Origin of the sequence: Streptomyces sp. NPDC052236 (assembly GCF_044548015.1) — a bacterium.
Lineage (GTDB): Bacteria > Actinomycetota > Actinomycetes > Streptomycetales > Streptomycetaceae > Streptomyces.
In genome coordinates, this window is record NZ_JBIUBL010000026.1 from 32823 (window position 1) to 58562 (window position 25740).

Annotated in this window: 17 protein-coding genes; 8 read left to right on the forward strand and 9 right to left on the reverse strand. The window is 71.2% G+C overall.

Annotated elements, in window-relative coordinates:
- Positions 1-9: 9 nt before the first annotated feature.
- The 3 genes from ACIHCQ_RS33475 to ACIHCQ_RS33485 form a co-directional block, all read right to left on the reverse strand.
- Positions 10-711 carry a CDP-alcohol phosphatidyltransferase family protein gene (locus tag ACIHCQ_RS33475; protein ID WP_399671016.1) on the reverse strand — a complete coding sequence of 234 codons (702 nt, stop codon included), beginning with the start codon at positions 709-711 and terminating at the stop codon, positions 10-12.
- 178 nt (positions 712-889) lie between these two features.
- Positions 890-1903, reverse strand: coding sequence for an acetylxylan esterase (locus ACIHCQ_RS33480; RefSeq protein WP_399671018.1), 1014 nt, complete (start codon positions 1901-1903; stop codon positions 890-892).
- 135 nt (positions 1904-2038) lie between these two features.
- The gene (locus ACIHCQ_RS33485) at positions 2039-3112 is read right to left on the reverse strand and encodes a LacI family DNA-binding transcriptional regulator (protein WP_399671021.1); all 1074 of its coding nucleotides are present in this window, start codon (positions 3110-3112) and stop codon (positions 2039-2041) included.
- A 312-nt stretch (positions 3113-3424) separates the two neighbouring features.
- Between ACIHCQ_RS33485 and ACIHCQ_RS33490 the strand changes: the two genes are divergently transcribed.
- From ACIHCQ_RS33490 to ACIHCQ_RS33520, 7 genes are all read left to right on the forward strand, one after another.
- Entirely contained in the window at positions 3425-4504 is a 1080-nt protein-coding gene (locus ACIHCQ_RS33490; RefSeq protein ID WP_399671024.1) for a LacI family DNA-binding transcriptional regulator, read from the forward strand.
- A 189-nt stretch (positions 4505-4693) separates the two neighbouring features.
- Positions 4694-6253, forward strand: coding sequence for an acyl-CoA carboxylase subunit beta (locus ACIHCQ_RS33495; RefSeq protein WP_399671027.1), 1560 nt, complete (start codon positions 4694-4696; stop codon positions 6251-6253).
- A 41-nt stretch (positions 6254-6294) separates the two neighbouring features.
- On the forward strand, positions 6295-8109 hold the full coding sequence (locus tag ACIHCQ_RS33500) for a fatty acyl-AMP ligase (protein WP_399671030.1): 1815 nt from the start codon (positions 6295-6297) through the stop codon (positions 8107-8109).
- Complete coding sequence (locus ACIHCQ_RS33505; protein WP_399671033.1) at positions 8106-12209, forward strand: alpha/beta fold hydrolase; 4104 nt, start codon at positions 8106-8108, stop codon at positions 12207-12209. The genes ACIHCQ_RS33500 and ACIHCQ_RS33505 overlap by 4 nt, the downstream gene beginning before the upstream one ends.
- On the forward strand, positions 12206-13177 hold the full coding sequence (locus tag ACIHCQ_RS33510) for an alpha/beta hydrolase (protein ID WP_399671035.1): 972 nt from the start codon (positions 12206-12208) through the stop codon (positions 13175-13177). The genes ACIHCQ_RS33505 and ACIHCQ_RS33510 overlap by 4 nt, the downstream gene beginning before the upstream one ends.
- 197 nt (positions 13178-13374) lie before the next feature.
- Positions 13375-14610, forward strand: coding sequence for a PucR family transcriptional regulator (locus ACIHCQ_RS33515; RefSeq protein WP_399671310.1), 1236 nt, complete (start codon positions 13375-13377; stop codon positions 14608-14610).
- A 274-nt stretch (positions 14611-14884) separates the two neighbouring features.
- A complete protein-coding gene (locus tag ACIHCQ_RS33520; RefSeq protein WP_399671313.1) occupies positions 14885-15463 on the forward strand; it encodes a cutinase family protein in 579 nt (192 codons plus the stop codon).
- A gap of 65 nt (positions 15464-15528) precedes the next feature.
- Here the strand turns inward: ACIHCQ_RS33520 and ACIHCQ_RS33525 are convergent, their stop codons facing one another.
- The gene (locus ACIHCQ_RS33525; protein WP_399671038.1) at positions 15529-17298 is read right to left on the reverse strand and encodes a hypothetical protein; all 1770 of its coding nucleotides are present in this window, start codon (positions 17296-17298) and stop codon (positions 15529-15531) included.
- A 212-nt stretch (positions 17299-17510) separates the two neighbouring features.
- On the opposite strand from ACIHCQ_RS33525, the gene ACIHCQ_RS33530 reads away from it, so the two are divergent.
- Complete coding sequence (locus ACIHCQ_RS33530) at positions 17511-18005, forward strand: carboxymuconolactone decarboxylase family protein (protein ID WP_399671041.1); 495 nt, start codon at positions 17511-17513, stop codon at positions 18003-18005.
- 126 nt (positions 18006-18131) lie between these two features.
- Here ACIHCQ_RS33530 and ACIHCQ_RS33535 read toward each other — a convergent pair whose 3' ends face one another.
- From ACIHCQ_RS33535 to pabB, 5 genes are read right to left on the reverse strand one after another with little or no spacing between them, the layout of a single operon-like run.
- Positions 18132-18965, reverse strand: coding sequence for an aminotransferase class IV (locus ACIHCQ_RS33535; RefSeq protein ID WP_399671044.1), 834 nt, complete (start codon positions 18963-18965; stop codon positions 18132-18134).
- 57 nt (positions 18966-19022) lie between these two features.
- Entirely contained in the window at positions 19023-20210 is a 1188-nt protein-coding gene (locus ACIHCQ_RS33540; RefSeq protein ID WP_399671047.1) for an FAD-dependent monooxygenase, read from the reverse strand.
- A complete protein-coding gene (locus ACIHCQ_RS33545; RefSeq protein ID WP_399671050.1) occupies positions 20207-21853 on the reverse strand; it encodes a class I adenylate-forming enzyme family protein in 1647 nt (548 codons plus the stop codon). Before ACIHCQ_RS33545 ends, ACIHCQ_RS33540 begins: the two co-directional genes overlap by 4 nt.
- A 23-nt stretch (positions 21854-21876) precedes the next feature.
- The gene (locus tag ACIHCQ_RS33550) at positions 21877-23478 is read right to left on the reverse strand and encodes an AMP-binding protein (protein ID WP_399671053.1); all 1602 of its coding nucleotides are present in this window, start codon (positions 23476-23478) and stop codon (positions 21877-21879) included.
- On the reverse strand, positions 23475-25697 hold the full coding sequence (gene pabB, locus ACIHCQ_RS33555; protein WP_399671056.1) for an aminodeoxychorismate synthase component I: 2223 nt from the start codon (positions 25695-25697) through the stop codon (positions 23475-23477). Before pabB ends, ACIHCQ_RS33550 begins: the two co-directional genes overlap by 4 nt.
- Positions 25698-25740: the final 43 nt, after the last annotated feature.

Genomic DNA, 25740 nt, shown 5'->3' on the forward strand with positions numbered 1-25740 from the left:
GGGTCATATTCAGGACAGCTCGCGGAACCACTTCACAAGGAACGCGGCCATGAACAGCACATGAGCCACCAGCAGCGCACAGTACACGCCGAGAAAGAGATCTCGGTTCCCCAGGAATAGAAAGCTGACACAGACCGTGCCGTAGTCGACGGGAAGAAGCAGTACGGACCGCAGCGTCGAGGGCGACGCCGCCGAGGCTTCTCCTCCTGCCTGCGGCTTCAGCTTCTCTGTCAGGATCCCGCCGACGATGATGACGACGGCCACGAGCTGGAAGACCATCGGCACGAGCAGGAAGGCCTCACTGGGCAGGTCGAAGAAGCGGTAGAACGACACGAGGACCACCATGTGGATGCCCGCGATCTTGGCGACGTCGACGACATGGTCCAGCCACTCACCCGAGGCGCTTTCCAGCCTCTGACTCCGTGCCAGTTGCCCGTCCGCCGAGTCCAGGGCGAAGCCCAGCGCCAGAGCCGCGAACACACAGACCGACATGACCGGCCCAGGCGGCAACAGCGCCACGGCAGCCAACGCCGCGAAGGTGGACACGGCGCCGAGCGCGGTCACCTGATTCGGCGTGATCCCGCCGCGGTACGCCACCGCGGCGAGCACGCGGCCTGCCGGCCGATTCACAAACCGGCTGTAGACCGGGACCCCCTTCGAGGATTTCTGGGCTGTCGACAGGCGTCCGAACACGTCAGCAAGTTCCGACATTTAACCCTCATCACGAATAAAGCCACGGCAAGGTGGCAATTGTGACAGAGGGGATGCCTCATCTACCCCGTAGACACCTGTGCCTGGTGAGGCGATTCCTCTCGCCTCCACAAACCCGTGGCGATGTGACCCGTCTCGTGGGCCCCGGGGGCCGCCGGCACCCGGGGCCCCCGGCCCGTCAGCCGGGCACGATCACCGGGTCCTGCCGCCCTGGCTTCAGCCGCTCCACCAGCCAGGTCAGCTGCGCCGCCTCCTGTACCGCACCGCCGCCCTCGTGGTCGTTGAAGGGGTACACCTCGATGTGCTTGTCCTCGATCCCGTACGCGTGGAACGCGGCGAAGACAGAGGACGGCGGGCACGTCTGGTCCTGGAGCGCCACCGAGAAGAACCCGGGCGCCCCGCACCGGGCCGCGAAGTGGACGCCGTCGAAGTACGACAGGGTGCGGAACACCTCGTCCGCCCTGCCGTGGTGCACCTTCAGGTAGTTGATGACCTCGCGGTACGGATCGCGGTCGACCAGGGCGGTGGACCGCGGGAAGTCGCAGAGGAACGGCACATCGGGCCCGACAGCCGCCAGATCGGGGACGAGCCCGCCGACGGCCAGCGCGAGGCCGCCGCCCTGGCTTCTTCCCACGACCGCGGTGCGCGCGGGGTCCGTACGGGGATGGGAGCGGGCCGCCTCGACCGCGCGTACGGCGTCGGTCATCACCCGGCGGTAGTAGAAGGCGTCGCGGTCCTCGATGCCGCGGGTCAGAAACCCGGGGTGGGCGGGGCCGCTGCCCACCGGGTCGGGCGTGGCGCCGAGAGACCAGGCGCTGCCCTGCCCACGGGTGTCCATCACCAGGTGCGCGCACCCCGCCGACGCGTACAGCAGATGGCTGTGCGGCAGGCCGCGCCCGCCGCCGTAGCCGATGAACTCCACCACGAGCGGCAGCGGCTCAGCGGCGGAAGCGCCAGTGGCGGCGGGCAGGATCAGCCACGCCCTGACGCGGTGGCCGCCGAATCCGGCGAACGACACGTCGAATATGTCGACCGTGGCGAGCGGGGTGTCCACGGGCTCGAACCGCGCGTCCAGGTCATGGTCCCGGGCCTCGCTCAGGGTCCGGGCCCAGAACGCGTCGAAGTCGTCCGGCTCCGGCGACTTCGACCGATAGGCGTGCAACTCATCCAGTGGTATGTCGAACTGAGCCACGAGGGTGCAGCCCTTCTCCGCGATAGCGGTGATCGGTGACAGCGGTGATCGGTGACAGCGGTGATCGGTGACAGCGGTGACAGCGGTGACAGTGGTGACAGCGGTGCGGGACGGGCAGGACGTGGTGAGGGTGGCTCAGGAATGTGTCCTTCGCCCGGCAAGAGCGTTCGGGGGAGCCGTGCTGTCCCGAACCACCAGGCGCGTCGGCAGCTCAGTACGCGGACACCCCGGCTGTTCGGCCTGTTCCGCCCGTTCTCCCGCCATGAGAAGTACGAGCAGACGCAGCGCGGTCGCCGCCATCTCGGAGAGCGGCTGGCGCACCGTGGTCAGCGCCGGGGTGGCCCAGCGGGACTCCGGCAGATCGTCGAAACCCACCACGCTGATGTCCTCGGGCACCCGCAGACCGCGCTCGGCGAGCGCCTGGTACACGCCGAGCGCCATGCCGTCCGAGCAGACGAAAACGGCCGTCGGCGGCTCGGCCAGATCGAGGAGCTCCCGCATGCGCCGCCGCCCGCCGCTCTCGCTGAATTCACCGTGGCGCACATACTCGGGGCGCCGGGCGATCCCGGCGGCCACCAGCGCCGAGCGGTAACCCGCCACGCGCGCGCTGCTGCACGACTTGCGCCGGAAGCCGCCGATCACCGCTATCCGCTCATGCCCGAGCGAGATCAGATACTCGGTGGCGCTCAGCCCGCCCTGCCAGTTGGTCGCGCCGACCGACACCACACCCGGCGGCTGCTCCAGCACCGGGTCGATCATCACGTACGGGATGCGGTGGTGCGTGAGCCAGGCGTACTGGGACGGTGTCAGCTCGGCCAGATGGAACAGCACCCCCGAGGACCCGCGGGCGGTGAGCCTGTCCAGCCAGCCGCGCCCGGGCCCGCCGCCGGTGCGGGTCAGGCCCGCGGAGACCACCACCTCCAGGCCGGCGTCGTGCGCCGCCTGCTCCACTCCGTGCAGCACCGCTGCCGACCAGGAGGTGTCCAGCGAGTGCACCACCAGGTCCACCAGGCCGGGCGGGGTGGTCGCGTCGAAGCGGGGTCTGCGGACATAGCCCAGCCGGTCCAGTACCTCGGTGACCCGGCGACGGGTGTCGGCACCCACGTCCGCCCGGCCGTTGACGACCTTCGAGGCGGTCGGAACCGATACGCCCGCCTCGCGGGCGACCACCGCGAGGGTCGGCCCCGAGGCGCTGCCCGTTCGGGTCATGGGTGTCCTTCCGGAAAGAGTCAGCAACCGGTTTCTACCTTAGAGCCGCCTCAACCCGACGTGAAGACCTGCGATTTAAGGCTTCCGATCCGCCCCGAATTTTCGAAATATCGAACAAGGGAGGCCCGTGTGGACGGGTAGACGGGCGGCCGGGTGCCGTAGACGTTTGGGACGGGTGCCGTACACGTTGCGCGGGCGCGGGGCGGCGAGTCCATTGACCCTTCCGTTCGGCGCTGCCTAACGTAGAGACCGGTTGCTACGCCTTTTCCTCGCAGAGTGGGAGATCCCTTCACTGTGCCTCACCGTCCCCCGGTGCTGCCCGGGAACGACGCCTCGACCGTGCGTGACGTCGCCGCGCGGGCCGGAGTCTCCGCGTCGACCGTCTCGCGGGTGCTCGGCGGTACGTATCCGGTCGCCGCCGCGACCCGGGCCAGGGTCCTCAAAGCCATGCGTGAGCTGGACTATGTCGTCAACGCGCACGCCCGTGCGCTGGGCGGCTCCACCAACAAGACAGTCGCGTTCATCGTGGACGACGTCACGGGCCCGTTCTACGCGCACGTCGCGCGCGGCGTGGAGGAACAGGCCGCCGCCGAGGGGCGGCTGTGCATGCTGTGCACCACCCACGGCGACCCGCAGCGCGTCCTCACCATCGTCGAGACGATGCGCGAACAGCGTGCCGACGCCGTGATCGTCGTCGGCGGCGCCTGGGAGGACAAGGCCCACCTCGACCGGATGACCTACTTCGCGCACGCCCTGGACCGGGCGGGGTCGCGCCTGGTGCTCGTCGGCAGGCCGCCGCTGGGCGAGGGCGTGCCCGCCACCGTCGTCGACTACGACAACGAGGGCGGCGCCTTCGCGATGACCACGCATCTGCTCACCTCCGGGCACCAGCGCATCGCGTATCTCGGCAGAGTGCCTGGCATGATCACCAGCACCCAGCGCGTCAGCGGCTTCAGGCGCGCCCACGAGATGCTCGGGCTGAGCCCGGACCCCGCGCTCGTCCTGGACGGCGCCTACGCGCGCAGTTACGGCTATCAGGGCACCCGGGAGCTCCTTGCGTCCGGTGCCGCGTTCACGGCCCTGTTCGCGGCGACCGACATGGTGGCCGCGGGCGCCCTGCTCGCCCTGCGCGAGGCCGGGGTGCGGGTGCCCGAGGACGTGTCCGTGGTCGGCACGGACGATGTTCCGCTGGCCATGGACGTCTTCCCGGCGCTCACCACCGTGTCCATCCCGCACGAGGAACTGGGCCGGGCCGCGGTACGGCTCGCGCTGCACCGCCATGAACTCCCCGAGAGCCAGCATCTGGTGCTGGGCACGCACATCGTCGTACGCGACTCGGTGCGCCGCCGCCCGAGCCTGAGTCCCAGCCCGAGCCCCGGCCGCCGGGGCTGACGCCTTGTCACGTAACTGATGAAGTGAGCCCTTCTCCCACTCAACAACCCCACATCCGAACCGGAAGTCCGACTTCGTACGCGCCGCCTCTGCCATATTCGCAAGCCCCTTCGGAGGTGGGCAGTGACACAACTTGCCGAAGTCCACGAACCATCCGTGCCGGAAGCGGAAGCGGAAGCGGAAGCGGAAATGGAAACGGAGCCGGATTCGACGGGTCGACGTATCGAGGAGCTGGCGGCACGGCAGGAGCGCGCCCGGGCCGGCGGCTCCGCGCGCGCCGTGGCCCGACAGACGGCCCGCGGCCGGCTCACGGCCAGAGAGCGGATGGACCGGCTGCTGGACGCGGACTCCTTCACCGAGACCGACGCGTTCGTACGCTCCCGGGCAGGCGGCACCGACCAGCCCTACGGCGACGGCGTCATCACCGGTTACGGCACCCTCGACGGACGGCGGGTCTGCGTCTTCGCCCAGGACGCCACCGTCCACGGCGGCAGCATGGGCGAGGCGTTCGGCGAGAAGGTCATCAAGACCATGGACCTGGCGCTGAAGACCGGCTGCCCCATCGTCGGCCTCAATGACTCCGGCGGCGCGCGCATTCAGGAGGGCGTGGTCTCGCTCGCCCTCTACGCCGAGCTGGTCCGCCGCAATGTCGCCGCGTCCGGCGTCATCCCTCAGATCTCCGTGATCATGGGGCCGTGCGCGGGCGGCGCCGCCTACTCTCCCGCCATCACCGACTTCACCATCATGGTCGACGGCACCTCCCACATGTTCGTCACCGGACCGGACGTCATCGAGGCCGTCACCGGCGAGCGCACCACCGCGGAGCAGCTCGGCGGCGCCCGCACCAGCAACACGGACAACGGCAACGCGCACTTCCTCGCCGCGGACGAGGACGACGCCCTCGACCTCGTACGCGTCCTGCTGTCGTACCTCCCGGCCAACAACCAGGAGCATCCGCCCGAATACGCCCCCGCGCACACCCTCACGCCACGCCCTGCCGATCAGCGGCTGGACAGTCTCGTCCCCGATCGTCCCGACCTTGCGTACGACATGCGCGAGGTCCTGCGCGCCGTCGTCGACGACGGTGAACTCCTCGACGTCCACGAACTCTTCGCGCCCAACATCATCTGCGCACTGGCCCGCGTCGAGGGGCGCTCCGTCGGCGTCGTCGCCAATCAGCCCATGCACACCGCCGGTGTCCTGGACATCGACGCCTCCGAGAAAGCGGCCCGCTTTGTGCGCTGCTGCGACGCCTTCGGCATCCCGCTGCTGACCTTCGCCGATGTGCCCGGCTATCTCTCGGGCGCCCGCCAGGAACAGGGCGGGATCATCCGGCGCGGCGCCAAGCTGCTGTACGCCTACGCCGAGGCGACCGTGCCCAAGGTGACCGTCGTGGTCCGCAAGGCGTACGGCGGGGGCTATGCCGTCATGGGGTCCAAGCACCTCGGCGCCGACGTCAATTTCGCCTGGCCCACCGCCCGCATCGCCGTCATGGGCGCGGAGGGCGCGGTCAGTGTCGTGCACCGCAGGGAACTCGCCCAGGCCGCCGATCCCGAGGCGCTGCGCGCCAAACTCATCGAGGAGTACGAGGTCACCTGCGGCACCCCCTACGCGGCCGCCGAACGCGGCTATGTCGACGCGGTCATCGCCCCGCACACCACACGCGCGCACATCACCCGCGCCCTGCGCGCGCTGCGCACCAAACGCGCCGCTGTCCCGGATCGGAGGCACGGCAACATCCCCCTGTGATCCCTTCTGTGAACCGCCCAGCCACATGAGGAGCCGTCCCCATGCCCGCGCCCGACACCCCCACGCCCAACCCGTTACCCGGAGCAGCAGGAGCAGCAGGAGCACCCGTAGCAGCAGGAGCACCCGTAGGATCCGCCACCCTTCCCGCCCACCTCGATCACTGGGCACGCCATACCCCCGACCGCCCCGCCTTCACCTTTGTCGAACACCCCCTTCCGAACTCGCGCGGTATCCACCGCACCCACACCTGGCGGCGGCTGTCCGAGCGCACCCGCACCGTCGCCGCGCGGCTGGCCCTCTCCGCCGCCCCCGGCCAACGCGTCGCCCTGCTCTGCCCGCAGGGACCCGGCTTCGTCGTCGGCTTCCTCGCCGCGCTCAGCGCGGGCACCGTCGCCGTACCCATGTTCACTCCCGACCTCCCCGGTCATGGCGATCGTCTCGCCGCCGTCCTCGCCGATGCCCGGCCCGCTGTCGTCCTCACCACCAGCGGCGCCGCCGAGACCGTGCGCGCCTTCCTCGCGCTGCACGGGCTGCGGCCCCAACTGCTCATCACCGACCTGATCCCCGACGACCAGGCGGGTGACGACGGATGGATCCCGCCTCACCTGGACGAAGCAGCCACGGCCTACCTTCAATACACCTCCGGGTCCACCCGGGTTCCCACCGGCGTCGAAATTTCTCACGCGAATGTCGTCGCCAACGCCCGCCAAGCGCTTGCCGCCTACAGTGCCGAGAGCCACCACAGCGCCACCGTCGGCTGGCTGCCGCTCTACCACGACATGGGTCTCGTACTGAGCCTCGCCGCCCCCGTCGTCAGCGGCCTGCTGTCCGTCCTCATGGACCCGGCCGCCTTCCTTGAGCAGCCCGTCCGCTGGCTGCGCCTGCTCTCCACCCACCCGCACGCCATCAGCGCCGCGCCCAACTTCGCGTACGACTACTGCGCCGCCACGATCACCGCGCCGGAGAAGACCGGCCTGCGCCTGGACCGTGTTGTCGCACTGATCAACGGCAGCGAGCCGGTACGGCCCGCGACCGCCGACCGCTTCCACGCCGCCTTCGCCGACCAGGGACTGTCCGCGACCGTGCACTGCCCCTCGTACGGACTCGCCGAGGCCACCGTCTTCGTCTCCGCCCACCGCCCGGGCGCGGAACCGCGCCGCTACGCCCTCGACCGCGAGGCGCTCGCGGGCGGCAAGGCGCTGCCCGCCGGCCCCGGCGATCGCGGGGCGGTGCTGCTGGCGGGCTGCGGCGCGCCCATCGGCCAGCGCGTACGGATCGCAGCACCCGGCGGCGACATGCCTCTCCCGGACGGCGAGATCGGCGAGATCCTCGTCCAGGGGCCCAACGTCGGCCGCGGGTACTGGAATCGCGAGGACGAGAGCGGGGCAACGTTCGGCGGTGAACTGCGCGACCACCCCGGCACCTGGCTGCGCACCGGCGACCTCGGCACGGTGCTCGACGGACAGTTGCTGATCACCGGCCGTCTGAAGGACCTCATCATCGTGGACGGCCGCAACCACTACCCACAGGACATCGAAGCCACCGCCCAGGCCGCGCACCCGGCCATACGCCCGGACCGGCTCGCCGCCTTCGCCGTGCCCGGCCCCTCCGGCACCGAGGCGGCCGTGGTCGTCGCCGAACACGGACGCGGGCTGCTCCCGGCCGAGCGCGACCCCGCGGAGGTCACCAGAGCCGTCCGCGCGGCTGTCTCCGCCCGGCATGCCGTCCGCCTCGCCGACGTCGTACTCGTCCCGCCGAGAGGCATCCCACGCACCTCCAGCGGCAAGGTGTCCCGTTCCCTCACCCGCTCTCGCTACCTCGACGGCGCCTACGCAATCGACGGAGGCGAGGCATGAACCCGGACCACCCGGACCACCCGGAGCACCCGGACCACCTGGACCACCCGGAACGGGCCGACACGACGAGCCTGCGGCGGCTGATCACCGAACGGGTCGCGTCATGGTCCGGCCTGCCCGCCTCCGACATCCCCGGCAACCGCCCGCTGGCCGAGCTCGGGATGGCCTCCCGCGACGCCGTCGCACTCGCCGGAGAACTGGGCCGCATCACCGGCGAGCCACTGCCCGCCACCCTCCTGTGGGAGACGCCCACCGTCGACGCCCTGGTGGCACTTCTCGCCACCCGCGCGCCCGCGCCGCAGGACGGCTGCGCGCCCGAGCCCTCCGCCTCCGACAAGCCGCCCGCCGCCGCTGTCGAACCCGTCGCGGTCATCGGCGTCGGCTGCCGACTCCCCGGCGCCATCCACGGCCCGGCCGACTACTGGCGGCTGCTGACCCAAGGCACCGACGCCGTACGCCGCGTCCCGCCGCAGCGATGGCGCGGCTTCGCCCAACCCCCGCCCACCGTCGCCCGATGGGGCGGCTATCTCGACGACATCGCCGGCTTCGACGCCGACTTCTTCCGCATCAGCCCGCGCGAGGCCGCCGCCATGGACCCGCAACAGCGGCTGCTCCTTGAAGTCGCGCACGAAGCCCTGGACCATGCGGCCCTCTCGGCCGCCTCCCTCGCCGCCACGCCCACCGGGGTCTTCGTCGGCATCTCCGGGCACGACTACGGGCAGCTCACCGGCGCCGACCCGGCCGCCGTCGACCCCTGGGCGGCGACCGGCGCCGCCTCCGGCGTCGCGGCCGGCCGGCTCAGCTACACCTTCGACCTGCGCGGCCCCAGCGTCGCGGTCGACACCGCCTGCTCGTCCTCGCTGGTCGCCGTCCACCAGGCGTGCGCGGCGCTGCGTGGCGGCGAGTGCGACGCGGCGCTCGCCGCCGGAATCAATCTGCTGCTCTCGCCCGCCGTGACCGTCGCCTTCGGCCGGGCGGGCGCGCTCGCGCCCGACGGCCGCTGCAAGGCCTTCTCCGCCGCCGCGGACGGCATCGGCCGCGCGGAGGGCTGTGCGGCCGTCGTCCTCAAGCGGCTCAGCGACGCGCTGCGCGACGGCGACCGCGTCCTCGCCCTCATCAGGGGCACGGCTGTGAACTCCGACGGCCGCTCGAACGGTCTCATGGCGCCCAGCCCCGCCGCCCAACGCGCCCTGCTGGAGAGTGTCTACGCCCGCGTCGGCGTCGCCCCCGCCACCGTCGACCACGTCGAGGCCCACGGCACGGGCACCCCCCTCGGCGACCCCATCGAGGCCGGAGCGCTCGCCGAGGTCCTCGGCCGGGGCCGCGACGCCGACCAGCCCCTGCTGCTCGGCTCGGTCAAGTCCAACCTCGGCCACCTGGAGGCCGCCGCCGGGATCGCCGGGCTGGTCAAGACCGTCCTCGCCCTGCACCACGACGTGATCCCCGGTTCACTCCACTGCGACCGCCCGGCCCTGGACGATCCCCGGCTGCGGGTGGTCACCGAGCTCGAACCCTGGCCCCGCTACAGCGGTACGGCGACCGCGGGCGTCTCCGCCTTCGGCTTCGGCGGCACCAACGCCCACGCCGTACTGGAGGAGTGGCAGCCCGCCCCGTACCCCCTGTACGGGCCCTCGGCACAAGTCCCCGCCCCCGCCGCGCCCGCCCTGTTCCCGCTCAGCGACGCCGACCCGGCACGGATCCGCGACACCGCCGGCCGGCTCGCCGACTGGCTCGCCACACCGCAGGGCCGTGCCACCCGCCTGCCGGACCTCGGCCGCACCCTCGCCGGACGGACCGGCCGCGGCCCGGCCCGCGCCGCCGTCGTGGCCCACGACCACGACGGCCTCGCCGACGCACTCGCCGCGCTGGCCGCCCAGCACCCCGACCCGCGCGTCACCGCCGACGACCGCCGACTGATCGGCCCCGGCCCGGTGTGGGTGTTCTCCGGGTACGGCACACAGTGGGCCGGAATGGGCCGTGAACTCCTCGACACCGAGCCCGCCTTCGCGACCGCCGTGGAGAAATTCGAACCGTCCCTGGCGGCGGCGTGCGGCATTTCGCTGTACGAACTGCTGGCCCATGGCACCGAAGCCGATCTGACGCCGTTGGAGGTCTCCCAGCCGCTGCTGTACGGCACGCAGGTCGCCCTCGCCGACGTCTGGCGGTCGTACGGCGTAGAGCCCGCCGCCGTCATCGGCCACTCCATGGGCGAGGTGGCGGCAGCCGTGGTCGCCGGAGCGCTCGACGCCGCCGACGGCGCGCGCGTCATCGCCGTACGGTCACGCCTCCTGTCCACGCTGCGGGGCGGGGCCATGGCGGTGACGGACCTGACCGACGACGAACTGGACGCGCTGCCACGCGACTTCCCGGGCGTGCATCTGGCCGTGCACTCCTCGCCGTGGCAGAAGGTCGTCACCGGCGAGGCCGCCGCCGTCGCCCGCCTCGACCGTGCGCTCACCGCGGACGGGCGCGTCGTCCGCACCATGCCTGTCACAGGCGCCGGGCACTCACCGCAGGTCGACCCGCTGCTGCCGGAACTGACCGCCGCTCTCGCGGACGTACGGGGCCGGGGCGACGCGACCGTACGCCTGTACTCCACCGTGTACGACGACCCCAGGGCGGCCACGGCGTGCGACGCGGCCCACTGGGCGGCGAATCTACGGCGACCGGTGCGGCTGGCCCAGGCCGTGGCCGCCGCCCGGGCGGACGGTCTCACCGCCTTCATCGAGGTCTCGCCGCACCCGGTGCTGCCGCATCCCCTCGCCGAGACGGTGCCGGACGCCCTGGTCGTGCCCACTCTGCGGCGCGGGACCGATTCCACCTTCGCCTTCCGCAGTCACCTCGCCGCCCTGCATGTGGCCGGGCAACCCCTGTCGCCACGCAGGCTGCATCCGGACGGCGAGGTCAGCGACGTACCGCTGTCCCGTTGGCGCCACACCCGCCACTGGTGGATGGAACACACAGAAGAACAAGAGCAACAAGAACAACAAGAACAACAAGAACAAGGCAGCGTGCCGCTCGGGGCATCCGAGTGGCTGATCGGCCATATCGCCGCCGTAACCGGGCACCTCCCGCGCCAGATCGCTCCGCACACCCGGCTGGCAGACCTCGGCCTGGACTCCCTCATGGCGACACGCATCCGGGCAGCCGTGGAACGCGAGTTCGGCGTCGCGCCCCCGCTGCGCGACCTGCTACTGGCGGGCACAGTACAAGCCGCCGCAGACGCCATCAACAAGCGGGCCCAGTCCGCCGCTGAAAACAGCACGCCGCCGCCGCTGCGCGCGCTGCGCCCCGGCGGCAGCCGCCCCCCACTGTTCCTGGCCCACGCCGCGGGCGGCACCCCCGACGTCTACCGGCCGCTGACCGAGCTCCTCGGACCCGAGCAGCCGGTGTACGGCCTGGACCGGATCGAGAGCGCCGACAGCGTCAGCGCCAAGGCGCGCCAGTACGCGGCGGCCATCCGCGAGCTGTGCCCCGACGGGCCGTACCACGTCGGCGGCTGGTCCTTCGGCGGCTTCCTCGCGCAGGAGACCGCGCGGCTGCTCGCCGCCGGGGGCGGCCGGGTGGACACCGTCGTACTCATCGACTCCATCCGGCCGCTGCCCCGCCCCGGCCAGGCCGAACGGTCTGAATGGGACACCGCACGGGCGTACTTCGAGGGGTTCGCCGAGCACGTCGCCCGCACCTACGGCGCGCGGCTCGACCTGCCCTACGACGAACTGGCCGGTCTGGACGACCCGGCCCGCGTCGACCTCGTACTCCAGGCACTGCGCGTCATCGCCGACATCCCGGCCGCCGCCCTGGAGCACCAGCGGGCTTCGTACCTCGATCTGCGGATCGGCGAGTCCCACACACCCGGCCGCCACGACGGGCGGGTGATCCTCTACCGGGCCGCCGAACCGGCCCCGCACACCGTGCGCGACCGCGCCTACGAGCGCGAGGACGACGCGCTGGGCTGGGACGAGGTGTGTCCGGACCTTGAGGTCGTCCATGTCCCCGGGCACCACCTGTCGCTGCTCGACCCGCCGCACGCCGAGGTCATCGCCGCCCACCTGACGCGAGCCCTCACGCCAGTTCACGAAGGAGCCGCAGCCTCATGAAACCCTTTGTCCCCTCCCGCAGGACCGTCACCAAGGCAACGGCCCTGGGCTTCGCCGCCGCGGTCGCGGGCGCCCGCCCGGCCCTCGGCGCGAACGCGACCGCGACCGCGACCGCCGGAGTGAGCGTCACCCAACTCAGCGCGCGCGCCTACGACCTCGCCGTGCCCTCGGCCGCGCTCGGACGGACCGCACCCGTACGGATCATCCTGCCCACGTCGTACGCCGCGCTTCCCGACCGGACCTGGCCGGTGCTCTATCTGCTGCACGGCGCGCACGACGACTACACCTCATGGACCCGTGAGACGGACATCGAGGCGTTCACCGCCGGCCGGAACCTGATCGTCGCCATGCCGGACGGTGGTCCCACCGGCATCCCCTCCACGTGGCGCGACGGCACCGACTACGAGAAGTTCCAGCTCACGGAGGTCCCCGCGGTACTCGGCGGCGGCTTCAGAGCATCGGGGGTGCGCGCCGTCGCCGGGATCTCGACCGGAGGGTACGGCGCGATGGCGCACGCCGCCCGCAATCCGGGCGCGTTCACGGCGGCAGCCTCGTACAGCGGAATCCTCGACACCAGCGTGCCGGGCATCCCGGCGGTCGTGGACGCGATCGTCGCCCGGGAGAACCTGGATCCACGGTCACTGTGGGGCAGCCCGATCGCCGACTTCTGGACCTGGCGCGACTTCAACCCGCGGGCGCGCGCCGCCGGTCTGCAGGGCACCGCCCTCTACATCTCGGGCGGCAGCGGGTTCGGCCAGTCTCCGGGCGGCGGGGACGAGCTGCTGCCCCGGGTGCTGGAAGGCCTGCTGTGGCCCGCGTGCCGGGCCTTCGCGACCCTCCTCCAGCTGCGGCGGATACCGGCCACCGAACACTTCTACTCCGGCGGCGAGCACAGCTGGGCCTACTGGCGGCAGGAGTTCACCGCTTCCTGGCCCGTACTCGCCCGGGGTCTGGGCATCCCCGGGTGACGTTGTCGCCGGCGGACAGCGCGGGATCGAGCCACTGTCCGTCCATGACACCGGTGAGACAGGGCCGCCCGCGTTCCGTACCGGATAGTGTCTACGGCCGAGCCGCCCCGGGTCGAGCCGCCCCCGCGGAAGGAGTGTCCGTGAGGGATCCCTTCGCCGCCGTACCGCGCGCACTCGCTGAACAGATCACCGAGCGCATGCGCCGGACGCTGGATGACGTCGCCGAGGAGGTGGAGCGGGAGGTACAGAAGTGCGTGCCCGAGTACTCCCGCCCCGCCGACGACACGTATATGCGCACGCTGAGATCGGGCGTCGTGGACGCCCTGGGCCTCTTCATCGAGCGGATCGCCGACCCCGGACGGGGCTGGGAGCGGGTCGCCCGCGCCTATCAGCAGATCGGCCGGGGCGAGGCGGTCGAGGGTCGCAGCCTGGACACCCTCCAGGCGGCGCTGCGGCTCGGCAGCAGGGTCGCCTGGCGGCGGATGGGCGAGCTGGCGGAGGACATGAAGCTGGAGCCGCACATCGTAGCGGCGCTGGGCGAGGCGGCGTTCGTGCACATGCACGAAATCGCCGAGGCGGCCACCACGGGCCACACCGAGGAACTCCTGCGCGGCGACGGTGAGTTGCAGCGGCGCCGCAAGCGCCTCCTTGATCTGCTGCTCGCCGACCCGCCCGCCTCGCCCGAGGCCGTACAGGAGCTCGCGCACGCCGCGCGGTGGCCGCTGCCGCGGCGCGTCGCCGTCATCGCGCTCCACGGGCCGGCCGGGTTGGACGGGCGGGAGGAGGACGGGATGCTGCTCCCGGCCGGGGTCCTCGCCGACACCGGTGCCCGCCCCGCCAGGCTGCTGGTGCCGGACCCGGACGGGCCCGGCCCCTCGCGCGGCCGGGTGCTGCTACGGGCGCTGCGGGAGCGTCCGGCCGCGATCGGGCCGACGGTGCCGCTCGGCGAGGCCGCGCGCTCGCTGCGCTGGGCGACGCGGGCCCTGACCCTCGTACGCCGTGGAGTGCTGCCGCCCGGCACCGGCGTCGTCCGGTGCTCCGACCACCTGCCGACGCTGCTGCTGTACGCCGACGAGCCGCTGCTGCGCGCGCTCGGGCTCCGGGTGCTGGCGCCGCTGGCCGCGGTGTCGGCGCCGCAGCGCGACCGGCTGGCGGAGACCCTGCTGGCGTGGCTGCAGAGCGGCAACAGCGTCGGGGACGTCGCCGCGCGGCTGCATGTCCACCCGCAGACCGTGCGCTACCGGCTGCGGCAGCTGGAGAAGCTGTTCGGGGACCGGCTGCGCGATCCGGAGAGCCGTTTCGAGCTCGAACTGGCCCTGCGGGCGCAGGCGGCCGACTCCGTACGCGAGGAGCGTGGCGAACGGGCGCAGGCACATGTGCGAGAGGCCGCGGCCTCCACGCCGTCTCACCGGCTGCCTTCGGCGGGCCGCTGAGAATCCGTTCATGTCGGGAGCCGCGCGTCTCTTGCTCAACTCCGGACGTAATCTCGTCCGCGCTTTGTTGTTCTGTTCCATAACACTCTGACTGAGCGCTCGCTTACCTTCGGGGAATCCCAATGGTTGCGCGGCCGTCCGGGACAATATGGCCGCGCATGACGTGCGGAGGAGTCCCCCCATGCGTTCATCCTTATCGAGCCGCGGCAGGCGAACAGTCACTCGCCTCTCCGTCGTGGCCACGCTCCTCGCGGGCACCACGGCGGTGGTCGCGATGACCGCTCCCACCGCCTCGGCCGCCTGCTCGGACATCGAGGTCCTGTCGGCCCGCGGCACCTTCGAGCCGGGCTCGCTCGGCCTGATCGTCGGCGATCCGGTGTACTCGGCGCTGCGGCAGCGGATCAGCGGCAAGACTCTCTCCAGCTACCGCGTGGACTACCCGGCGGATCTCAGCCTCACCTCGGCCGCTCAGGGAAATGCCGAACTCGTGAACCGGGTACGGAGCCAGGCCGCGTCCTGCCCCAATCAGCGGTTCATTCTCGTCGGTTATTCGCAGGGCGCGAATGTGGTCGACAATTCGATCGGCATCAGCAGCGCGGGAGCGGTGGTCGGCAGCCCGATCGTCGCGACGATTCCGAAGGAGCTTGAGCCGAAGGTCTCCGCGGTGCTGCTGTTCGGCAACCCGATCCGGTCCATCGGAAAGAGCGTCACAGGCACATACCAGAGCCGCACGTTCGACATCTGCGCGAAGGGCGACCCCGTCTGCGAGCAGGGCGGCGGTGACACTCTCGCGCATCTGAGCTACCGCTCGAACGCGAACGAGGCGGCTGTCTTCGCCGCCGGCAAGGTCTGACCCGCAACAGATCGAGGTGCCCGGGAGCCACGGCTCCCGGGCACCTCACATGTCCGGCGACGAGTTCAGCGCGTGACGGCGAACTCGGCGAGCTTCACGGAGACCAGCTCCGGCTTCCCGCCATTCTGTACGGGCGCGGCGGTCAGCACATCCAGGTGCTGGTAGCCGGGCACGACGACCGGTTTCAGCTCGGCCGGCGGACGGCCGCCCAGCAGGCCCTCTCCGGCGAGCAGCGTGATGGTGGGATTGGCGGTGATGCCGTCCTTGTGCACCATGAACCTGCGGATCTGCGGTGAGGCGCCCTGCTGGATATCGGTGACCAGCTTGGTCGGGAAGTAGTTCTCGGTGAAATCCAGAGGCTGTTCGGACAGGCTGCGGGCCAGCTCCTGGATGTCGGTGACCTCCTTGCCCGCCGACGTGTACGGCGTACCGTCCGCCGCCTTGTACCCGGGATCGTCGGCGGCGCCCACCCGGTCGTAATTGCGCCAGGTGTAGAGCGGCCCGCGCGGCTTCTCCGGTATGGCCTTGTACTCGGTGCCGAAGAGGGCCGGGCTGGTGGCGCTCCCGTTGGCCGCCGGGAAGTTCTTGTCGGCCACCGGTCCGCCGTCGAAGAAGCCGACGCTGGACTGGATGAAGGACAGCGGTACGGAATGGTCGTCCATCAGCGCCCCGAGCGCGGCCTCGTTGCTGAGCCGGAAGTCCTCGACGGTCGGCGTCCCGGCCAGGAAGGTCGCGAGATCCTTGGAGAAGAGCAGCCGGTTGGTCGCGTCCACGTTGAACTGCGGCGGGACCGAGGCGGCCAGGTCGGATTCGGCGTCCGGCGCGACGGTGGCCCACAGCCCGGCCAGGGACAGCAGTGTCATCGTCTCGGCGTTGATGACGGCGGGCGCGGAGACGGTACGGGGCAGCAGCCCGGTGTTCAGCCCGGCCTCGATGGCGGCGTACCCCAGGCCGACGTCCGGCAGGTTGATGTCGCTGGGCAGGCTGCCCTGGAGGTCGTCGAGAGAGGTGGAGATGGTCGTGTCGAGGGCGAAGTAGCCGCGGCACTGGTTGTACCCGGCGTCGGCGGTCGTCCGGGGGTTGCCGTCGAAGTCCCAGGTGGCGAAGAACCCGGTGACGACACCGCCGAGCGAGTGTCCGCCGCAGAGCGCCTTCTGCTTACGCAGCGCCTGTGACGGCAGCTCGGCGGCCATCAGGTCGTACTGGTCGCGTACGGTCTGTTCCAGGCCGACCTTGGACAGCCAGCCCACCTGCCCGTTGGTGAGGAAGCCCGGGAACGTCTTCCCGTCCACGGCCGCGCCCCGGTAGTAGTAGTCGACCGCGTCGTGCGGGTCGCCCGATTCCAGGCCCGCCTGGACGCCCGTACGGTCCTCAAGGCAGTTGGACCGCCGGTCCAGGGCCCAGAACTCGATGTGCTCGCCACGCGCGCGTGCCCGCGTGAGCGTGTTCCTGGCGACGCTGTCGAAGGCTCCGGCGCCCTCCAGGATGCCCGGCTGGGCGATGAGGATCCTGTCCGCGTCGGCGGAGCGCGCGGGGCCGTCGCTGCTCCGGTAGCGCAGATAGGACAGCCAGTCGCAGGCCGCCGGGTGCGCGCCCGCCGACGCGGGGAGCGGCACCTCGACGCGGACCATGGTTTCGGTGATTCCGGCGACCGGGGACCTGGAGGCCACGGGCGTCTCCACCCGCGTGGCCGGTGGGGTGGACCGGTCCGGGCCCGCCTCGGCGGGCGAGGCGCCCACCGTCGGCGCCGCCACGGCGAGCACCCCCGCGAGCACGGCCCCGCGCCACTTCTGGCGTTGTCTCTTCGTGCGGCTTTTCGTGCGGCTCGTATCCATGGTTTGGACGGTACGGGCGGAACGCCGCGTGGTTCAGGCGTCGCTGACGAAGATGCAGGTGATGGTGGTCGGCTTTGTCATCGGCGCACAGGCGGGGTACCCCATGAGCCTCTGGCCCACGGGGTCCAGGGCACGGCGCGGATATTTCTTTGTAGCGGATATTTCTTTGCATTCGGCCACCGCCGCCCGCCGTCTGCAAATAGGATGTCTGTATGACTATTAGCGAACCAGCACCGCGCGTAGCCCTCAAAAAAGTTACCCCGCAGGTCTCCGGCGCAATGGGCGCCCTCCACCGTGCAGCGGTCGCGGCGGCCATTGACGCCAAGATCGAACCGGAACTGCTGGAGCTGATCCGGATTCGCGCCTCGCAGCTCAACGGCTGTGCGTTCTGCCTGGATATGCACACGAAGGACGCCCGGGCCCAGGGCGAGACCGAGCAGCGCGTCTACGCGCTCAACGCCTGGCGCGAGACGCCGTTCTTCACCGAACGAGAGCGCGCCGCCCTCGCATTGACCGAGGCGGTGACCCTGGTCCACGACGGTCAGGTCCCGGACGCGGTCTACCGCGAGGCCGCCGAAGTCTTCGACGAGGCCCAGCTTGCGGCACTGATCTGGGCGGCCACCGTCATCAACGCCTACAACCGCATCGCGATAGCAACCCGTATGGCGCCGGGGGGTTATCAGCCCGCTCCAAAAGAAGTCCAATAGGGCAGGCTGACAGGACAGACCGAGCATTGAAAAACGAGATTTCGCGCCGGGCCACTGCATTCGGCCCGGCGCGTCTCTTGTATTTTTTCCCGGCGCTCCCCGGGAAACCTCGATTCTTGGTTGTATTCAGTCGGTGGGCAGCGGCTCCATGATGTCCTGCAGCCACTTCCGCCATTCGGCCGCGTGCGATGCGGGTCCCGCTCGCATAGGCCGCCCGGTGCCCGTCCCCGTCCCCGACCAGTCGGTCACGGGGCGGATCCCGTGCAGGGCGTTGACCAGCCACACCTCACGACCGTCGAGATCCTCCACGCTCCGCTCGCGGTGGACGAGACGGATACCGGACTGCGCCGCCCGTGCCTGGATGAGCCCGGTGGTGACCCCGGCCAGGATCGGCAGTGCCGGCGAGGGCAGACACAAGGTCTGGTCCTCCCACCACAGCACGCTGGACGTTGCCCCCTCCAGCACCAGGCCGGACGGTGTGGTCAGCACCGCTTCCTCGGCGCCCCGGCCGGAAATCGACGCCAGGCGGCGCACGCGGGCGAGGACGGCCAGGTCCGGGCCCTTGCGGCGGGGGACGGTTCTCGGGTCGGGCTGGCCCGCCGCCCACACCCGTACCCCCGGGGCGAGGGCAGGCGCGGCGCGCAGCCGTAGCCGCAACTGGAGCTGCCGGCCGCCGGGGACGAGTTCGACGCGCGGAAACCACGCGCCCTCGCCACGCGGCAGCGCGGCGGTCATATCCCGCCAGAAATCGGTCAGTTGCTCCAAGGGCGGTCCGCCGGCGTCGACGCAGGCGTGCAGAAACCGCTCCCGGTGGCGGGTCAGCCCGCGTACCCGGCCGTCGCGGACCAGCCATGAGTCCGCGACCAGGAGCCGGATGTCCGACGACGGGTCTTCCATGGGGGCCAGGCCATGGCCCGGATTCCAGGCCAGAAGCCGTTCCGCAGTCGTTGCTGTTGTCATGCCGGGCTCGTGCCTCCTCTTGGTGTTCGGTGCTCTGTGCTCGGTATGTCCGGGCCCTCAGTATTTCCGGCCCGCGCCGGCAGAAGAGCCGTGCCGTGGTCCGTACGGGGCCTGCTCCAGCCACTCGCCGCACCATGGCACCACGGGGGCGAGCACCGCAGCCGCGCGTTGCTTGGCCCGTACGATGCGCCGCTGTGGCCGCAGATGTTCCAGGGCCGCACCGGCGGCGGCACTGTTGAACAGCGCCGCCACCCGCCGGGTCGCGGCGAAGTAGCCGACCGCCTCCACCGTCCCCGCGGCCACCGCCTCAGCCGCCGCAGCGGCGTCCGCGATGCCGCTGTTCATTCCACGGGCGCCGAAGGGCGGGAAGAGATGCGCGGCCTCGCCCACGAGCAGGATCCTGCGCCGCGGATCCGCGAAGTCAGCCGCGACCTTGCGCAGGAAGCGGTACGTCGACACCCACAGGATCCGGTCGGAGTAGCCCTCACCCACGACATCCGGCAGCCAGCTCCGTACCGCCTCCTCGGTCCCGAAGAACGCGCGGGGGTCGTCGTCGCGGCACTGGAGGTCGACCTGGAAGCCCCCGGTGAAGGGCACGCGCATCACACTGCGTCCGCCGACCCCGGGATGCTCGTAGTGGAACACCCGCTCGCGCGGCAGTTCGGCGCCCGGGATGTCGGCGACGTCCACGACGACGTGGAATCCGCTCGCATGCGTGCCCTCCATGGGGATGCCCAGCTCCCGCCGCACCGCCGAGCGGGCGCCGTCGGCGGCGATGACATGACTGCCGGTCCAGCTCCGGCCGTCCTCGGTGGTCAGTACGACCGGGCCGGTGTCGTCGGTCACCCGTACCCGGTTCACCTCCGCGCCCCATGCGAAGTCCACTCCGGCCGATTCGCAGGCGGCGAGCAGAAACCGTTCGGTGTCGACCTGGCGCAGGCTGGTGAACGGCGGCAGGCCGACAGAGGTTGAGGGGAAGGAGCGCGCGTACACTTCGCGTCCCCGGTACAGGGTGCGCTTCGTGTGCCAGGTCTGTCCGTACGATGTGATCTCGGCAGCGAGCCCCGGCCGCATCCCGTCGAGCAGCTGAAGCGTCTCCCGGTGTACGAACAGCGCCCGGCTGCCGGGCCGTTCCCGGCCCTTCGGATCCGCCTCCAGCACGGTGACCGGCAGGCCGGTCGCCCGTACCGCCAGCGCGGCGGCCATGCCCACAGGACCGGCTCCCACCACGAGGACGGGGGTCACCTCGCTACCCGGCCCGTAGCGGCCGGGACGGCCGTGACCGCGAGGGCGTCCCGCTGAGTCAGCAGGCGCGTGAGCTCCACCCGTTTGATCTTCCAGGTGGAGGTCATCGGCAGATCCTCGAACCGCCACTGCAACGGGGCGGCCATCGCGGGCAGATCCGCCGTGGCCTTCTCCCACCGCCGCGCTTCGAGGGGCCGGTCGCCCCGTACGCACACCACCGGAACCGGCTCCCGGTCCGCGCCTGCCACGATGACGACCTCACGCAGCTCCTCAAGACGCGACATCAGCACGTCCTCGACCTCCAGGTTGCTGTCCATGGAATCGATCTGGTCGATCTCCCGGTCGATCAGATGGAGCCCGCCCCAGCGGCTCTGATAGCCCATGTCACCCATCTGCCACCAGCCGTCCCGGAGTTGGTCGTCGTACTGCTTCCGGGCGCCGAAGTAGGCGAGGATCCTGCCCCGGGTGCGGGCCTCGATACGGCCGGGCGTCCCCGGCTCGGCACGCTTTCCGGTGCTGTCGGCGACGACGCGGACCCGGGTGAAACCGGGTATCGCGGTACCCACACGGCGGCCGTCCGCCCGTGCCGCACTGCGCCGTGTGAACCACTGGAACGCGACCGGCCCGGTCTCGCTCTGCCCGTACAGCTGGATGAGCCACGGCGCGCGCCTGCGGGAAGCGCCGAGCAGGCGCTGCACGGTACGCGGGTGGATGGCGTCGAAGGTGCTGCCGTAGGAGCGGACGTGTGCCAGCGGCGCACCGGGTGCGTCGGCCAACTCCTCCCACAGCACGAAGGTGTTGGGGTGCGTCTCGACAATGCCGGGGCGGTGCTTGGCGAGCAGCGGTCCGGCGCCGGCCGGGTCCGGATCGACGATCATCACGAGCGGGCTGCCGAAGTGCAGCAGCACGCCCAGCAGATGGTAGAAGCGGGAGTGGACGAAGGACATGTGCAGCGCCGCGGTCTCGCCGCGGGTCGGCCAGCCCATCGCCTTCTGCGGCACCAGCCGGTTCCACATCGTGTTCGCGCAGTGCACGGCCAGCTTGGGAATTCCGGTAGTACCCGAACTGTGGGTGATCAGAGAGGGTTCGCGGGGATGCAGCCGTACCGGCCCGTGCGGCGGGGCACCTTCGTACTGGTCCAGAGGCACGGCGCCGGCGGAAGCGGTGGAGGCCGGAGTCGGGGCGGGGCCGATGGTCAGTGTCTCCCGTACGAGACCTGATACGTCGACCTTCGCGCTCAGCAGCGGTCCCTCCAGCTTGGCGCGGTCCGTGATCAGCCAGGGCTTCCGCAGCCGGCCGAGCAGTTCACCGACGACGGTGCCGTCCAGACCGGGCGACAGCAGGGCCGGGACCGCGCCGATACGGGCCACGGCACAGGTCAGCAGCACAATGTCGAAGTTGTCCGACTTATGAATCACCACCCGTTCCGTCGGCCGGATCCCGGCCGCCCACAGCCGGCCGGACAGCTCGTCCACGAGATCGGCCAGCACGGAGTAGCTGAGGGCGAGGCCGGAGTCGGGGCTCACGTCCAGCGGCCGGTCGAGGGTGACGGAGACGTCGGAGTGCTGGGAGGCAGCCTGCCGGAACATCATCCCCAGGTAGAACCCGCGGTGCGCGGAGTTGAAGAGCAGGTTCTGTCGCATGTGGCCGTACCTTCCTGTGGCGCTCACCAGGTGCCCTGACGGACCAGGTGGCGGCGGAGTTTGCCGGTCGATGTCCGGGGGAGCGACCGGACGACGGTCACCGTTCTGGGGACCTTGAAGGGGGCGAGGCGTGTCCGCGCCAGGGCGATGAGCGCGGCCTCGATGCGGGTGGCGACGGTGGTGTCGGTCGTATCGTCGGCGGCAGTGGCGTCGATGGTGTCGGTGGTGTCGGTGGATGTGACCACGAAAGCCCGCAGCCGGGTGGCGCCGCGGTCGTCGGTGACGGCTGCCACGGCGACCTCTCGTACCGCCGGGTGGGCCCGCAGTACCTCCTCCACCTCAAGAGGTGACACGGTGATGCCGCCGACCATTTCCATATCGTCCGCCCTGCCCAAGTGGCGGTAGCTGCCGTCCGGTTCGCGGCGCGCCCGGTCCCGGGTGGCGAGCCAGCCGCCGACCAGGGTGCGGGCCGTCTCCTCGGGCAGGTTCAGGTACCCGGGCGTCACCGTCGGCCCCCGTACCCACATGTCGCCTTCACTCCCCTCCGCCACCGGGCGTCCGGCGCGGTCCCGCAGCTCCACCTCGTAGCCGGGCACCGGGCGGCCGACCGTGCCCGGAGTGTGGTGGGTGAGGCTGTTGGCGCAGAAGGCGTGGCCGGCCTCTGTCGAGCCGATCTGCTCCAGGACGGGCGCGCCGAGCAGCTCGGTGACCTGTTCGCCGAGCCCGGCGGGCATGCCCTCCCCGGCCGAGACGGCGGCACGTACGGAGGCGAAGCAGGCCGCGTGCCCGCCGTCTCCCCGGTCGGTCACCAGGGCCGCGTACGCCGACGGTACGGAGTACATCAGGGTCACTCGGTGGCGGGCGACCAGTTCGTCGACGGCGGCGGGGGAGGGACGGCGGTCCACCAGCACGGCCGAGGACCCGGAGAAGAGCGGGAAGACGAACGCGTTGCCGAACCCGTAGGCGAAATAGAGCTTGGAGACGGACAGGGCCACATCGGCGGGGGTGATCCGCAGCAGCCGCTCGCCGATGAGCGCGTGGTAGGTCGCCGGATCGCCGTGGCAGTGCACGACTCCCTTGGGACGACCCGTGGTTCCGGAGGTGTACTGGATGTAGAGGGGGGTGCGCGGCCCGGCCGGACGGCAGGCGGCGGTGGGTGTCGCGGTGGGCGCCAGCGCGAGCAGCTGGTCGGCGCCGAGCCGGCGCCTCGCGGCGAACCGGTCCTCCAGGCCGGGACCGGTCACGCACAGCGCGACCGCCGCGTCGTCCGCCATGAACTCGTGCTCGGCGGGGGTGAGCTCAGGGTTGGCCAGGACCGCGACCGCCCCCAGGCGCGCGGCGCCGAGGAAGGCCGTCACCCACGTGATGGAGTCGGGGAGTGCGAGCAGCACCCGGTCGCCGGGCCCGACACCGTGATCTGCCAGCACCGTGGCGGTGCGCCTGGCGAGGTCGTGCACCTCGCCGTGGGTCCAGACCTGATGGCCCTGGCGGAAGGCCGGCCGGGCCGTCCATCCGCGACGCTCGGCCAGCGCCGCGAGATCGCCCGCGACATTGCCGTGTTCCGCGCGTTCGGCAGTGGCAACGCCGGCTTCGGGGGAGGCAAGCGTCGACCGGGACGGCGTCATCGGACCGGCTCCTCTGCTGCGGGTACGGCACTTGGGGTGGTCATGTGATCGTGGTAGGCCCGCATCGGGGCGGCGGTCTTCAGCAGCATCTCGTCGTACTCCGCGTCCGGGTCGGAGCCGAGAACGATGGCGCCGCCCGCCCCGAGACGCATCCGTTCGCCGTCGATCACGGCGGTGCGGATGACGATGTTGAGGTCCGCGGCACCGTTGCAGCTGAGGTAGCCGATGGCACCGGAGTAGACGCCTCGGGCCTCGGTTTCCAGTGAGTCGATGATCTCCAGCGTCCGGAGCTTCGGCGCTCCTGTCATCGAGCCCCCGGGGAAGCAGGCGCGTACGCAGTCCACCGCGCCCGTGCCCTCACGGAGCCGCCCTTGGACGGTGGAGACCAACTGATGCACGGTGGCGTAGGTCTCGGTCGCCATCAGGCTGGGCACCGTGACCGTCCCCGTTTCGCAGACCCGGCCCAGATCGTTGCGGAGCAGATCGACGATCATCAGGTTCTCGGCCCGGGTCTTGTCGTCGGCGGCGAGCGAGGCCCGCAGCCGCGCATCCTCCGCCCGGGTTCCGCCGCGCGGTGCGGTGCCCTTGATCGGCTTGGCCTCGGCGATGCCGTCCCGGGTGATGCGGAGAAAGCGCTCGGGGGACGAGCACGCCACCTCGACGTCGTCCTGGAACCTCAGATAGGCCGCGTAGGGCGCCGGGTTGTGGCGGCGCAGCACCCGGTAGAACTCGTAACCGTCGCGGGGTGCGGGCAACCGGGCGGCGTTGGTCAGGCAGATCTCGTAGCTGACACCGGCGTTCAGCGCCTGTTTGCAGGCCTCGATGTCGGCCAGGTACGTCGTACGGTCCCGAGCGAGCCACGGCTCGGCGGCGGCCAGTTCCCGCGCAGTGGCCGGGGGAAGCGGCGCGGTCGCCACAGCGGGCGCGGACGGTACGAAGCTCAGCTGAGCGACCGCGGAGTCCAGCCAGTCAGTGGCTTCCCGTAGACCCCGCGGGGTGTCCTCGGCGAGGCAGACGGCGTAGGTCGCGCCCTCCTGGTGATCCACCGCGATCAGCCGGTCGGCGAAAAGCCAGCAGGCGTCGGGGGTTTGGGCGCTGTGACGGTTCGGGGAGCCGCAGTCGGCCTTCAGCTCGTAGCCGAAGTAGCCGACATAGCCGCCCGTGAAGTCGAAGGGCAGGTCGGGGGCGTCCACCCGGCGGGTCGCCAGTTGCCGCTTCAGGTAGTCGAAGACGCTGTTCCGGACCTTTCGTACGGGTCGGCCGGGCCGCTCGACCTCGCACACACCGGTCTGGACGTCGTAGCGTACGAACTCGGCGAGCGGGCCCGTACCGTCCCCGAAGAACGAGAAACGGGACTGCCTGGCCTCGACGTGGGAACTGTCCAGCCAGAACGCGCGGGGAGCGTCGGCGTACATCCTGGTGAAGGCCGCTTCGGTGGCCACGGGCGTGTCGATCATCCGTGTGTGCAGGCGGTAGCCGAGCCGGGGCGCCGGCCGTATCCCTCTCGGCGTCATCACGCGTCGAGTCGCCGTACCAGTCGCCGTACCGGTCGCCGTACCAGGAGCTGCCGCACCGCGCGCCCGGTCGCGTGTGCGTTCGCGCGACCGCTCATGTGCGTGGCCCTGGGTCCCGCCCGGGACATGCTCCTGAGTGAGGTCCCGGAAGTTCGCGAGCATTCGGTGTCCGAACTCGGTGAGGACGGACTCGGGGTGGAACTGCACCCCCCACAGCGGCCGGGTGCGGTGCCGCAGCCCCATCAGCACGCCGTCCTCGGCCCAGGCGGTCGCCTCCAGGCCGGCCGGCAGCGGATCCTGTACGGACAGCGAGTGGTAGCGGACGGCTGTGAAGTTCTGGGGGAGTCCGCGGAACAGATCCCGGCCGTCGTGTCTGATCGTCGAGAGATGGCCGTGCCGGGGCTGTGGCGCGGCTGCCACCCGGGCATGCTCACCGACCGCGATGCCCTGGTGCCCCAGACACACTCCCAGGACCGGGAGCCCGGAGCGGGCCAGCAGCGCGCTGCCGATGCCGAAGTCGCGGGGCTCGGAGGGATGGCCGGGACCCGGGGACACCACGATGTTGTCGAACTGTCCCAGATCCAGGTCGGAACCGGTCGGCGCGTCGTTGAGGACCACCACCGGCTCCTCGCCGTTGACCGCGGCGATCAGCTGAAACAAGTTGTAGGTGTACGAGTCGTAATTGTCGATGAGCAGAGTCTTCACCCGGCCCACCTCCCTTTCGTCTTTCTTGGCCCAGGGCTTTGCA

Coding starts and splice junctions, on each gene's coding strand:
- ACIHCQ_RS33510 (WP_399671035.1), top strand. CDS start 12,206: ATGAAACCCTTTGTCCCCTCCCGCAGGACCGTCACCAAGGCAACGGCC.
- ACIHCQ_RS33485 (WP_399671021.1), bottom strand. CDS start 3,112: ATGACCCGAACGGGCAGCGCCTCGGGGCCGACCCTCGCGGTGGTCGCC.
- ACIHCQ_RS33535 (WP_399671044.1), bottom strand. CDS start 18,965: ATGACAACAGCAACGACTGCGGAACGGCTTCTGGCCTGGAATCCGGGC.
- ACIHCQ_RS33525 (WP_399671038.1), bottom strand. CDS start 17,298: ATGGATACGAGCCGCACGAAAAGCCGCACGAAGAGACAACGCCAGAAG.
- ACIHCQ_RS33505 (WP_399671033.1), top strand. CDS start 8,106: ATGAACCCGGACCACCCGGACCACCCGGAGCACCCGGACCACCTGGAC.
- ACIHCQ_RS33515 (WP_399671310.1), top strand. CDS start 13,375: ATGCGCCGGACGCTGGATGACGTCGCCGAGGAGGTGGAGCGGGAGGTA.
- ACIHCQ_RS33520 (WP_399671313.1), top strand. CDS start 14,885: ATGACCGCTCCCACCGCCTCGGCCGCCTGCTCGGACATCGAGGTCCTG.
- ACIHCQ_RS33530 (WP_399671041.1), top strand. CDS start 17,511: ATGACTATTAGCGAACCAGCACCGCGCGTAGCCCTCAAAAAAGTTACC.
- ACIHCQ_RS33545 (WP_399671050.1), bottom strand. CDS start 21,853: ATGCGACAGAACCTGCTCTTCAACTCCGCGCACCGCGGGTTCTACCTG.
- ACIHCQ_RS33495 (WP_399671027.1), top strand. CDS start 4,694: ATGGAAACGGAGCCGGATTCGACGGGTCGACGTATCGAGGAGCTGGCG.
- ACIHCQ_RS33475 (WP_399671016.1), bottom strand. CDS start 711: ATGTCGGAACTTGCTGACGTGTTCGGACGCCTGTCGACAGCCCAGAAA.
- ACIHCQ_RS33550 (WP_399671053.1), bottom strand. CDS start 23,478: ATGACGCCGTCCCGGTCGACGCTTGCCTCCCCCGAAGCCGGCGTTGCC.
- ACIHCQ_RS33500 (WP_399671030.1), top strand. CDS start 6,295: ATGCCCGCGCCCGACACCCCCACGCCCAACCCGTTACCCGGAGCAGCA.